The sequence below is a fragment of the Luteibacter sp. P4_E6 genome (assembly GCF_056401535.1).
Genome location: NZ_JBFUJE010000110.1, coordinates 1 through 12,041, shown reverse-complemented (window position 1 = coordinate 12,041; position 12,041 = coordinate 1). Strand labels below are relative to the sequence as shown.

Sequence of the window (12,041 nt, the reverse complement as noted above, 5' to 3'; positions counted from 1 at the left end):
GGCCCACCCTGTCCTGGGCAAGAACTTCACCATCTCGGGTCTCGTATACGACGTAACCACCGGCCTCATTGAGACCGTGGTACCGCCCGAAGCCTGACATAGCGGGCCAGGAAGAAAACGGGTCCTGGCAGTCCACACCGCGCGCATGAACTTGCGCTTGCCGCCAGGCAAGCGCTCGTCGAAACTCCGTGAGGTCGCGGGGCCACCCCGCTATCCATGGAGGATTTATGCTGCGCTGTGCGATGACGTTATTGGGATGCTTTGCCATCACCGTCTGCAGGGCCGCTACGCCCGTGCCGATGCCCGAACGTGTTGACCAGGCCATTCGCGAACGTGTCGCTGCCAGCATCTACCCCTCAGTCGTCGTCGCCATCGTCGACGGCGAGCACAGCGAGATCCACGCTTTCGGGAAAGCGGATGGTAGCTCCGACGCCGGACCCGATACCGCCTACGAAATCGGATCGATCACCAAGACGTTCACCGCGACACTGCTGGCAGCCTCCGTGACGTCGAAGGATCTGACGTTGGACGAACCCGTAGCCAATCTCTTGCCCGGTTTCACCGTGCCCGCTCGCGATGGCAAGGTCATAACGCTGGAAACGCTGGCCATGCAGGACTCCGGGCTGCCACGCATGCCGACGAACTTCATGCCGCTGCGTCAGGCCGATCCCTATGTCGACTACGACGTGGCGAAGCTCAAAGCCTTCCTGGCCTCCTACGTACTGCCCCGCGATCCCGGCGCGAGCTACGAATACTCGAATCTTGGTGTCGCGCTCCTGGGCTATGCCCTCGCGGCGCATGCAGGTACCAGCTACGACAAACTGTTGCAGAAGGACATCCTGGGTCCACTCGGCATGCGCCGTAGTGGCGTCGCGCTGGCCGGTACTGCGCAGGCGGTGCTCGCTCCCGGCCACGACGCCAACGGTCGTGCCGTTCCGCGTTGGCACCTGGAACTTTTCGCCGGTGCCGGCGGCATCGTCAGCACGGCCGAGGACATGTGTCACTACCTGCAGGCAAACATGGGCCAGTTGCCTACGTCCCTATACCCTGCAATGCAACTCGCACAGACACCCAGAAGTACCGGCCCGCGGCCAGAGGACCGGATTGGACTGGTGTGGATGACCCACGAACTCCCCGACGGCAACATCATCTGGCACAGCGGGATGACCGGAGGTTACGCAAGCTTCATCGGCTTCACGGCTGATCGTCGTCACGGGGTAGTCATTCTCACCAATGCCGCTGTGCCCGTGGAAGACCTCGGATTCGCTACCCTCGATGCAGGTTGGAAGCTTCGCCCGGTGCACAAGCGCCTGGAGACGACGCCCGAGCAGATCGAGGAATATGTCGGAAGTTACCAGTTGTCGCCCAAACTCGTCGTCCGCGTATTTCGTGATGGAAACCAACTCGCGGCACAAGGGACCGGGCAGCAACCGATACCGATCTTCGCCAGTGCGAAGGACGAGTTCTTCGCCAACATCGACGACATTGCGATCAGCTTTACGCGCGATGCCAACAGCCACGTGACTGGCATGATCCTGCACCAGCGTGGCGACCACATCGCCGCACGGATAAGCGAAAATGCCTCCGACGCAACGGTGGGCGACACCCAGGTAACCCTCGCGCGCCCTCTGCTCCAGGGCTATGCCGGGCGTTACCAGATGGCTCGGGGCGCCATACTTGAGGTCACTTTGCAGAATGACCAGCTCATGGCGAGACTGGCTAACCAATCGGCTTTCCCCGTCTTCGCCAGTGCACGCGACAAGTTCTTCTACCGGGTGGTCGATGCAAAACTTGATTTCGAGCGCGACGCAAACGGAAACATCGCGGCGGTGGTGCTACACCAGAATGGCGTGGATCACCGCGCAACCAAAGTCGCCCCGTGAGATGCCCCTATCTTCCCCTCTCATCAAACTTCAACAGACGCCCCGCACTCGCCAGCACGATGAAGGCAGCGCAGTTCTGTAGAACCGCTGCCGTCAGCGCTCCACCACTCCGACCGCCACTGGCCAACGCGAGTGCGATGAGCCCGACGGTCCAGACGGCACTTAATGCAAGATTGAGCTGAAGCGTGCGGCGCGCCCGGCGACCGAGACGAACACAGGTGGCGACGCGGGAAAAGTCGTGTCCGGTGAGCACGACATCCGCCGATGCGATGGCGATGTCGCTGCCCTGCCCGCCCATGGCGATGCCCACGGCGCCGGCCCTCAGCGCCAGTGCGTCGTTGATGCCGTCGCCGACCACGATCGGTCGTTGTCCCGCATCGACCATTTTCCTGACGAAAGCCATCTTGTCGTGCGGCAGTGCGCCCGACACCACCTCGTCGAGGCCGACGAGCGCCGCGACACGGCGGGCTTCGCCGGCGCGGTCGCCGGTGAGCAGTGCTTGCCGGTCGATGCCGAGACCCCGCATGGCCTCGAGCGTCTCCGCCACGCCGGGTCGGACTTCATCCGCCAGCAGGACCCAGCCAAGAAACCGAGCGCCTTCGGAAACACCCGCCACCGGACCGGCATGCGCAGGGGCCGGATGGAATGTCACGCCGTGGGCGGTAAACAACTCTTCACGGCCAAGCAGCACCGGACCCTGCGTGGTCACGGCAGCCATGCCGAAGCCGGCCTGTTCATGCACATCCGCAAGGACGACCTCGTCGTCACCGGCAAGATGCGCCAGTGCACGACCGACCGGATGACTGCTGACGCGTCCGAGTGCGCGAGCGACCGCGCCGAGATGCCTGGATTCAACGCCTGCCTCACACCGAACCCCCACGACGCGAAGTTGACCCGTTGTCACGGTGCCGGTCTTGTCGACCACGAGTGCATCCGCGTCGGCGAGACGCTCGAGAAAGATACTGCTCTTGAGGAGGATGCCGTGGCGCGCGGCGACACTGACCGCGGCAAGTGCCGTGGACGGCGCGGCAAGCACCATGGCGGAGGGGCATGCGGCGACGAGGAGTGCGAGGACGGCGGCGGAGTTGAGTGTCGTAAACCAGACCATCGCGGCGAGCAGGATGACCAAGAGCAGGTATTTGCCCGCGTAACGTTCAAGAAGGCGAGTGACGGCCGGCTTGCTACGTTCGGCTTCCTGCATCAGCGCCACCACCCTGCCCAGCGCACTATCCTCGCCGATACGCGTCACACGCACGAGAAGCACGCCGTTCAGGCTCACTGAACCACCCAGCACCGTTTGCCCGACCATCGCTTCCACCGGCAAGGACTCGCCCGTCAACGAGGCGGTGTCGAGACTCGCCATGCCGTCGACCACGACCCCGTCGGCCGGCACTTTGTCACCGGCTCGCACTTCCACGATGTCGTCGGGCCGAAGCCGCGCCACATCGATCAATTCGACCCGACTATCGGCGGCGACGCGGCGAGCCACGGCCGTGGTGAGGTTCGACAAGGCTTCGACTGCTTCGCGTGAGCCGAGCAAGGAACGATCCTCCAGCACGCGTCCGACCATCATCACTACCGGCAACAGGGTGGCCGTCACGAAATCGGCCGAGACCCAGCAAGCAATCACCGCAAGGGCCACGAGCTGGTCGACGACACCGTGCAGGTCAGGATGCCGAAGGCTGCGAAAGGCGGCCGTCATGACCGGGCCACCCATCAGGAGCGCCGCAAGCGCGGTGAGGAGTTGCCGCTCGACGGTCAGGGTGTCGGATGCCACGCCGATCAGCCACGCTAGCCCAAGCAAGCCCAGCGACCACAGGACAAGAACGATGCGCAGGCGCCAGCCGCGGCGCTCGCGGCTCGTGAGGAGTGCGGCTCCGTTCACTGGCCCACCCCCGGCACAATAACGTGACCACCGTCGCCCGCCGGCACGGTGTCGACGCGCTCAGCCACGTCGAAAAGTGATTTGATCCGTTCGCGGTATACCTGATCGAGCACGGTTGAATGACTCATGGTGGTGGTCTTGCCCAGTGCGAGCACGAGGGCCGAATTCGCCTCGGCCGCACTCACGGTCTCCTGCGCCCTGGCGCGCGCTTCGTCGAGGGTTTGCGCACGGGTTTGCTCCGCTGTCTGCCGTCGGATTTCCGCCGTGGTACGCGCCTGCGCAAGGGCACGCTCGACCTGTTGCGACACCTGGAGCACGTTGTCGAACGAGGCTTTGGCGCCGGCCGGAATGCTGGCGACGACATCGGTGCGCGCAACGTGGATACCGAGGCCGTTCCGGGAGCGCCCCATGGCGTCCAGACGCTGGTTGATAAGCGCAACAAGGTCGGTGCGAAAGCGTTCCCTGCGCGCGGCATAGGAAGGGTCGTCAGCCCGTTCCGGACGGGCGACGAGGATCGAATCCAGATCCCGACTGGCACAGATTCGAACAGCGGCCGCCACGACGGCCCGGCGAAGCGCCGGCTCGACGTGCTCGGCAGAAATGACGTACGCCGTCGGGTCCGTGATCTGATAGAACACCGTCACTCTGAGGTGCACGATGCCGCCATCGCCGGTCAGGAAGAACCAGGTGTTCTCGCGCGCCTCGTCGTTGACGATGTAACCCGTCGACAACTCGTCCCCCGGCGGCGGCAATGAACCGCCGATTTCCAGTGTCTCGGGAGAAAACTGTACCTGTCGCCCCGGCGACGGCAACACGGTGATGCGATCGATCGGCGCCGGCCATGTCACCAGAAGTCCCGGCCCGCTTTCACGAATGACCTGACCGAAGCGAGTGACGACAGCCTGGCTATCCGGTGTGATGCGGGAAATTCCCGTCACAGCCCATGCCACGGCGAGTAGCCCGACCAGACCGAAGAGCAGGCGAAACGACCACTTGAGCGCATCGCCAAGCAGCGAGGTTGATGGGATCTCACTCATGGCCGGGCTTTCACGGGCGCGGCGAGATGCGGCACCGGTCCGTCGACCAGCAGACGAAAGGGGGCCGCGTCCGTGCGCAGGACCAGGCGCGTGCTGGGCGTGATCGTGGCATCGAGCGTGTCGAACGATCGCAACAACGTGTACAGCGCGGGGTCGGACGTATACGCCTGTTGGTAAACCGTGGCGGACTTCACCTGCGCGTCGGCCTCGATGGACGACGCCTCGGCCTTGGCGCCGGCGATCGCGATGCGCGCGTCACGCTCCGCTTCGGAGACGACCTGGGCCGCCTCGCGCTGGCCTTCCGCCGACCGCTGCGCGGATGCCGTGTCGCGCTCCGCCTTCATTCGTTCGATGGTTGCCTGCAGCGCTTCGGTCGACAGGGTCAGGCGCTCGATTCCCGCCTGCTCGACATCGACGCCGTAAACCGCCCGCGCCTGCTGGCCCACCAGGGTTCTCAGGCGCTCTTCGAAGGCTGCCAGCCGAACCTTGTCCGGGTCGGTGTTCACCAGTTGTGCGAGATCGAAACTGCTGGCGGTGATTTCGAGTGACGACGCCATGAGGCTCCTGAGCTGCGACGCGGCAATATCCGGCTGGTTCTGCACGGCGCGCAGGTAGCGCTCAACCGCATCCGCGTCCTGGGGAACACGCCAGACCACGTACGCCTGGACGAGGACGCGAAGGCCGTCGCGGGTGCCCACGTCCTGCAAGCCACTGGACGTGGTTCGAAGACGCAGGTCGATATCCGTGGTCGCCTCGATCGGCGCTGGCCACTTCAGCGCACCGCCAGCGGTGACGAGTACGCGTACCGGCTTGCCAAGGCGCGTGATGACGACGCCCTGCCCCGGGCTTACGACGACGAAGGACGCCGCAGCCACGGCGAGGCCGACGATGACTGCGGCGACGAGCCACCGTGCGCCGTGGCGCATGTTGGAAGCGTTCAAAGGGTTCCCCCTGTGGACCCTGCGAACGGCCGCAAGTCCAGCGTGGTTTGGGTGCCGTCGATGCGATGGTCGACGACGGTGAGATGCGCCTTGCTCAGGTCATTGCGAAGGTGGGTCAGCCAGCTCTCGAAAACAAAGACATCGCGTCCGGCAGCGAGGCTTCGCGTGTCGGCTTCGAACGTTGTTCTGGTCGCGGTCGCCGACGCCAGTTGCTCCGCTGCCCCGGCTTTCGCAAGGTCCACCGTACGCAAGGCGTCCTGACTGGCCGAACCGCGTAGCGCGAAAGCACGCGCACGGCTGTCGAAACGCATGGCGTCCGCGCGGATCGCCGATGCCTGGACATTGTGGTACGCGACYGCGGCCGCGGGAGGTGGATGAATGGCTTCCACCACGACGCCGACGATCGCAATGCCCGCGTGAAAGGCACTGACCTCGGCCTGCAGGTCACGCCTGAACCGTTCGACGAACGCGCTACGGTTCTCCCCCAGAAGCTGATCGAGGGTGGACGTTGCAAAGTGCGAGACGAGAAGGCGGCCCGCCGAGACGCGTATCAATCCCGTCGCGTCGGATGTTCCATACACGGAGTCGAGCACCTCGTCGTGGGTGTCGGGCACGCGAAAGATGACGCGAAGGTCGACGTTGACGATCTGGAAGCCCTCCCGCCCTCCCGCGCTGCTTGCGATGAGATAACTCGCCTCGCCGGGATGACTCGCGTCCCATAGCCGGTCAGCAGGCGGTTCGGGAATGGCTTCGGCATCCATGCCGGCATCGACATCCGCGCGGCCTGCACTGGCAAGCTCGGCAAGCAACCTGCCTCCGGGCCGCGCCGAGAAGACGATCGGCATCTGATGGACGACCCCCAGCTCGATGGTCCGCGTGCGCGCCAGCGGCCACGGCGGGTGGATGTGCAGACCCGGACCGATGAGCGCGACCGGACGTCCCATGCGTTCGACGACCGCACGCTCGTCGACGCCCAGCACCGTCACGCCCGTAGCGAGCCAGGCGAACACGGCGAGAGCGGCGGCGACAGGCAGCGTCGCGCGCAACGCATACGCGAGCACCCAACTTTGTGACAGGTCGATGCCATAGGATTGCCTGAGCCAGTCGCTCCCACGCGACACGCTCGGCCATTGCAAACGTAGCAGGCTGGCCGTCCATGTCAGGGCCGCCGAGTTCCGTTCGGCGAAGGGGCGAGCCGGAGCGAACAGGAGCGCGGTCGCGCGGATCATCGCTTCGGCTGCCGCAAGAGAAACCAGCGCGAGCGGCACGAAGGCCAACCACTCCGCCCAGATGTAACCAAGCGAAGCAAAGAGTGTCGCCGCGCCGAGGACGAGGGTGGATACGAGCGGAATGCGCACCACCGTCTCCACCGCCGGCCCGGAGGCGGTTGAACGTACGGCGAGAAAGCGCTGCAGCACGAGTAGCGGCATGCCGGCCACAAGGAGGATCGCCGCCGAATACGGGGCCGGTGCGCCCATGGCCTGGCCAACGGCCTTGAATAGGCTCGCGGCGACGATCAGGCACACGCCTCCGCCGCCGAAAGCGATGGCACCTGGAAGCCAGTCGCCGATCCAGTCGATACCATCGAAACGGCGACGCGCCTCACGGGCGGACAGCACACCTCGTGCAAACACGGTGTTGGCGGGGAGTCGCCGGTAAACCATGGCGCGAAACGGTCCGACCCATGCCTCTGGCCGTCCTCGCACCTGCACCGTCACGCCTTCGCTGAACAAGCCGGTGGCGGCGAACAGCAACGTAAGCCCCAGGACGCGCACCGGCACGCTTGCCGATGCAAGACAGCCGATGGCACCAACGAATAGCACCGCGCCCAACGCATGGAGCGCATAGGCCGGCAGTGAGCGCTTGATGATCATCCCTGCTCCATGCGCGCTGCCAGCCACATCACCAAGAGTCCCGCGGACGCCCCAATCACGGGAGCCGCCCGCTGGTTAGGCGCAAGCCTGGCCCATATGCCGGGAAGAATGTCCGCGAGCGCGACATACAGGACGGTGCCCGACGCCGCCGCCAGCGCCAGCCCCAGGCCACTGGGCGACAACGGAACAAGGTTCATCATCAGGGCCCCGGCTGGCACACCCAGGGCCATCAACACCGACAGCGCGAACGCATGGCGCGGCGGATACCCACCCGCCACCAGCACGCTCGCACTGCTGAGTTCGCGCGGCACCTCGTGRAGGGCTATCGCCAGCATCACGGCGATACCTGCGGACTCGCCGGCGAGGAAGGCTGCAGCCACGATGACGCCATCCACCAGGTGATGCACGAAGTCCCCGGCAAGATTCATGCGTGCAAATGGCGTACGTTGCGTGCCCTCCAACGACGGCACGAGCGGTGCGCGTCGTACCCAGCTCTCGACCACGACAAGCGCCAACGCACCCGCGGCGAGCGCCAGCATCGTGTGGTCGAAGGGCTGCCCGGTCTCCAATGCCTCGGGCAGGACATGGAGCAAGGCGTCGCCGACGAGAAGACCGACAGCCAGCGACTGCAACCACACCAGCCACGGCGACAAGGCGCCGCCCGGCAACCAGACGACGAGGCGCGAAACCAGTGACGTGGCGCCCAGAACACAGGCTGCCAGCAGTACTTCATGCAAAGGAATCATCCCTTCACGACCGGCAACGTGATGACGGTCGCGTCACCGCCACGAAACACCTGTTGCGTCGCTGGCTGGAAATCGGCGGGCGTCGCAAAGAAGATGTTCGGCACGAACCTCTGCGGATTACGATCGTAGAGAGGGAACCAGCTCGACTGGATCTGCACCATGACCCGATGCCCGGGCAGGAACACGTGGTTGGCGTTTGGCAGGCTGAAATCGTACGGCAGCGCGGCACCGGCGGTGAGGGCCGCGGGCTTGTCGAATCCCGTGCGGTAACGGCCCCGGAAGATGTCCATGGCGATACCCAGTTCGTAGCCACCCATTTCGGGCTGCTCGGCAACCTGATCGGGATATACGTCGATCAGCTTGACGACCCAGTCGCTATCCGTCCCCGATGTGCTGGCCACCAGGTGAACCTGCGGCGGACCGCTGATGCGTAGCGGCTCGGTGAGCACGGCGCTGGTATAGGTCAGCACGTCCGGGCGCGTGGCGGCGGCTCGCTGGTCGTCGGTCAGCCAGTGCTGCCATCCCTTGCCTGCCATCGGTCCGACAGGACGCGGACGGTACGGCACGGGATGGCTCGGGTCGGAGACGAAGCTATCGGAGCCGCTCTCCGCGACGGCGCCCAGCTGCAGCTTGCCATCGGCATCCGGGCGAATCGCGAGCGTCGAGGCGGCGTCGTTCGTCTCGGGCCACGCCTTCGACGTCGTCCAGACATTCTGGCCGGTGACAAAAGCGTTGACAGGCGCAGGCACGTCCGGCGCGTCCTTGAGATAGTGCGCGAGGAAGGGCCTGAGGATGTGCTGGCGGAAGTAGAGGCTGGTGTCACTGCCAAAGCGCACGGCGCCCAGGCTACTGCCATCACCGACCTCCTGGCCGTGAAACCACGGGCCCACAGCGAGAAACAACCGCTGGTCGGTGTCGTGGGGCTTCATCGCGTGGTAGACCGCCATGGCACCGTAGATGTCTTCCTGGTCCCAGAGGCTGGCAACCAGCATGGTCGGTACCGAGACGGGCTCGTTGCCGAGCACCTTGTCGACGGCCTGGTCGCGCCAGAACGCATCGTAGGCAGGGTGCTGCGTAACCTTGTTCCAGAAACCGAGTTGTTCCATGCCGTAGGCCTTGGCCACCGCCCCGGCGGATACGCCTTCGAGGAAGAACTGATAGTCGTCGGCATAGTTGGACCACCACTTGAGCGTGTTCTTCCTCGATGCCGTCTGCTCGTAGATGTATTCAAGGTTCTGCTGGCGGAAGGCGCCATGGTGGAACCAGTCGTCGCCCATCCATCCGTCGACCATCGGGTTCATCGGCACGGCGGCCTTCAGTGCCGGGTGCGGATGAATGATCGCCATCAACGGTTCAAAGCCGTCGTAGGAAATGCCAAGGATGGCCACGCGTCCGTTGCTCTCCGGCACGTGTTTCACCAACCAGTCGATGGTGTCGTAGGCGTCGGTGGAGTCGTCGACGGGTGTCGGATTGAGCGGGCCATGGAGCGGCCGATTCATGACGTAGTCGCCTTCTGAACCGTACTTGCCGCGAACGTCCTGAACAACGCGGATATATCCGTCCTGGATCAGGACATCGCTTGCATCATCGTCGTGGCTTACCGCCACACCGAGGTGACCGCTCTCAACCGCACTCGTCATTTCCGTAGCGTTGTAAGGCGTGCGCGTCAGCAGGATGCCGGCATTCTTCGCATGCCTGGGCACGAGAATGACGGTGTGGAGCTTCGCGCCATCGCGCATGGGAATCATGACGTCGCGTGCCTCGTAATCGAAGGCGTCGCGCACAGGCTTGAAATGCTCGGGCGTTTCGCTCGGCAACGACGCGTACACGCCTTTCGCGGGAGGTTCCGCGCTTGCCACGGACGACAGGGCCACGGTGAGTGCCGCGGCAAGCAAGGAACGGGAGAACTTCAAGGTCAGGTTCAAGGCGAGGTGTCCTGGTATTTAACGGGTGTGCTGACGAACTCATTGGCACGTCGAAGGTAGGCGCATCACGGCATCGCGAATCTGCTGGGCAGCCGCCTCGGCCGTACCACTACAGAGCCCCGCCACGCGCCTGCGCGCTTCCGCACGCAGGGCCGTGCATTGCCATGCGCGCGGCGCATCGAGCGGCAGCACGGCATATGCCACGCCGTTACACGTGTCGGTAGCGCGCTCGGCCAGCGAGCGGCCCGCGAATTCGGCCGACGCCGATGACAGGGAGGGATCGAAGTAGCTATCGGGAAACGCCGCGGCGTAGCCCTCAAGGGTCACGTGCTGCCGAAAGGACCCGATCGAGACATCGACAGGTCCGTCGCAGGGCAAGCGGGCGGCCAGCTCGGGCGCCGATTTCAGGGGCGTGCGCCGGCGCACAGCGGCCGTAGGCTGCCGCCACGGCGAGGAACACGACATCGTTTGCGGCTTCAGGCGTGGAGACGAGCGATGGTCCGATGAGGGACAACGCCTGACTGGCTTCGACCTCATGCGCCGATGCATGGTCATGGTCGTGCGGCGACGTCGAAGACGGCGTCCCGGGCACGCTGCTCGCATGGTCCCCGTTGTTCGCGGTCCGCTTTGCGACAAGCACGGAAAGCAACGCGGTAAAGAGGCCCGCGACGATAAGCAGGAGGCGCGGACGGGTCAGGAGAACTCGCACGGGTGCTCAATGCTCCGTCAGCGACCACGAGGGGAACGGATCGAACATCCGAAGCCAGGCTTCCGGCCCGCGCGCGAACTCATCGTCCTGCAACAGGCAGGCGTCGAGCGCATGCCGGATATCGGCCTCCGGCATGTCCACGCCGATGAGAACCAACTCCTGACGCCGGTCGCCGAACCTCGGATGCCAGATATCGAGCAGCGCACGACGCTCGGCCTCATGCGGCAGCTCGTTCTCGTCCGGCGCGGACACGCCGAGGTCCTTCAGGGCAAACGGCTCCCGCAGCCCCGTATCCACACGCTTGCGGCTGGCCCACCAATGACCACCCGCCAACGACTCCGTCGAGCCACCGGCGACGGCAAGGCTTCCCACCCAGTCCATGCGGGTGGCCAGCCAGAAATAGCCCTTGGCACGCAATACACCGGGGATCCCCGCATTGAGCATGTCCATAAACCGTGCGGGATGAAACGGCCGCGCGTTTCGGTAGACGAAGCTCGTGATGCCGTAAGCCTCCGTCTCGGGCGTGTGCTCGCCCATCAGTTCCTTCACCCAGCCTGGCGCTCTCTGGGCACGTTCGTAATCGAAGCGTCCCGTGTTGAGAATGTCCATGAGGTCGATTTCGCCGTGGGCGACGTCGACGAGCCGCGCGTCGCGGTTGAGGGCGCGAAGCACGCGCCGCACTTCCCGCCTTGCGACGCCGTCGAGCTGGTCGCATTTATTGACGACGATGACATCCGCAAACTCGACCTGCTCGGTCAGCAAGGTCACCAGCGAACGCTCGTCGTCCTCGCCGGCAGCCTCGCCGCGTTGCTCCAGGCTGTCGCTCGAACAGAAGTCCCGCAGGAAACTCCTGCCGTCGACCACGGTAACCATAGTGTCCAGCCGAGCGACATCCGACAGGGAGAACCCGGCTTCATCGCGGACATGAAACGTAGCCGCCACGGGCAAGGGCTCGGATATGCCGGTCGATTCGATAAGCAGGTAGTCGAACCTGGCCTCGGCCGCAAGCCGCTTCACCTCCTGCATGAGATCGTCGCGAAG

General features: G+C 64.9%; 9 protein-coding genes. 1 reads left to right on the top strand and 8 read right to left on the bottom strand.

Annotated features, from left to right (window positions below; genetic code table 11):
* Positions 1-299 precede the first annotated feature (299 nt).
* On the top strand, positions 300-1,883 hold the full coding sequence (locus AC1DT2_RS09205) for a serine hydrolase (RefSeq protein WP_477295953.1): 1,584 nt from the start codon (positions 300-302) through the stop codon (positions 1,881-1,883).
* Positions 1,884-1,890: 7 nt separating this feature from the next.
* On the opposite strand, the gene AC1DT2_RS09200 is transcribed toward AC1DT2_RS09205, so the two are convergent.
* The 8 genes from AC1DT2_RS09200 to AC1DT2_RS09165 all read right to left on the bottom strand — a co-directional run.
* Positions 1,891-3,768: a heavy metal translocating P-type ATPase gene (locus tag AC1DT2_RS09200; RefSeq protein WP_477295952.1), complete on the bottom strand. Its 1,878-nt coding sequence runs from the start codon at positions 3,766-3,768 to the stop codon at positions 1,891-1,893.
* Positions 3,765-4,805 (bottom strand): SPFH domain-containing protein, encoded by a 1,041-nt coding sequence (locus AC1DT2_RS09195; RefSeq protein ID WP_477295951.1) that lies wholly within the window; start codon positions 4,803-4,805, stop codon positions 3,765-3,767. The genes AC1DT2_RS09200 and AC1DT2_RS09195 overlap by 4 nt, the downstream gene beginning before the upstream one ends.
* A complete protein-coding gene (locus AC1DT2_RS09190; protein WP_213948042.1) occupies positions 4,802-5,746 on the bottom strand; it encodes an SPFH domain-containing protein in 945 nt (314 codons plus the stop codon). The genes AC1DT2_RS09195 and AC1DT2_RS09190 overlap by 4 nt, the downstream gene beginning before the upstream one ends.
* On the bottom strand, positions 5,743-7,620 hold the full coding sequence (locus tag AC1DT2_RS09185; protein ID WP_477295950.1) for an SPFH domain-containing protein: 1,878 nt from the start codon (positions 7,618-7,620) through the stop codon (positions 5,743-5,745). Before AC1DT2_RS09185 ends, AC1DT2_RS09190 begins: the two co-directional genes overlap by 4 nt.
* Positions 7,617-8,357 (bottom strand): ZIP family metal transporter, encoded by a 741-nt coding sequence (locus AC1DT2_RS09180; protein WP_477295949.1) that lies wholly within the window; start codon positions 8,355-8,357, stop codon positions 7,617-7,619. Before AC1DT2_RS09180 ends, AC1DT2_RS09185 begins: the two co-directional genes overlap by 4 nt.
* 5 nt (positions 8,358-8,362) lie before the next feature.
* On the bottom strand, positions 8,363-10,291 hold the full coding sequence (locus AC1DT2_RS09175; protein WP_477295948.1) for a CocE/NonD family hydrolase: 1,929 nt from the start codon (positions 10,289-10,291) through the stop codon (positions 8,363-8,365).
* Between the two features lie 39 nt (positions 10,292-10,330).
* Entirely contained in the window at positions 10,331-10,618 is a 288-nt protein-coding gene (locus tag AC1DT2_RS09170; protein WP_477295947.1) for a hypothetical protein, read from the bottom strand.
* Between the two features lie 388 nt (positions 10,619-11,006).
* On the bottom strand, positions 11,007-12,041 hold a 1,035-nt coding region (locus AC1DT2_RS09165; protein WP_477295946.1), incomplete at its 5' end, for a GTP-binding protein.

Excerpts from the sequence above, each read along its gene's own strand:
- AC1DT2_RS09205 (WP_477295953.1), top strand. The coding sequence starts at position 300 with ATGCCCGAACGTGTTGACCAGGCCATTCGCGAACGTGTCGCTGCCAGC.
- AC1DT2_RS09195 (WP_477295951.1), bottom strand. The coding sequence starts at position 4,805 with ATGAGTGAGATCCCATCAACCTCGCTGCTTGGCGATGCGCTCAAGTGG.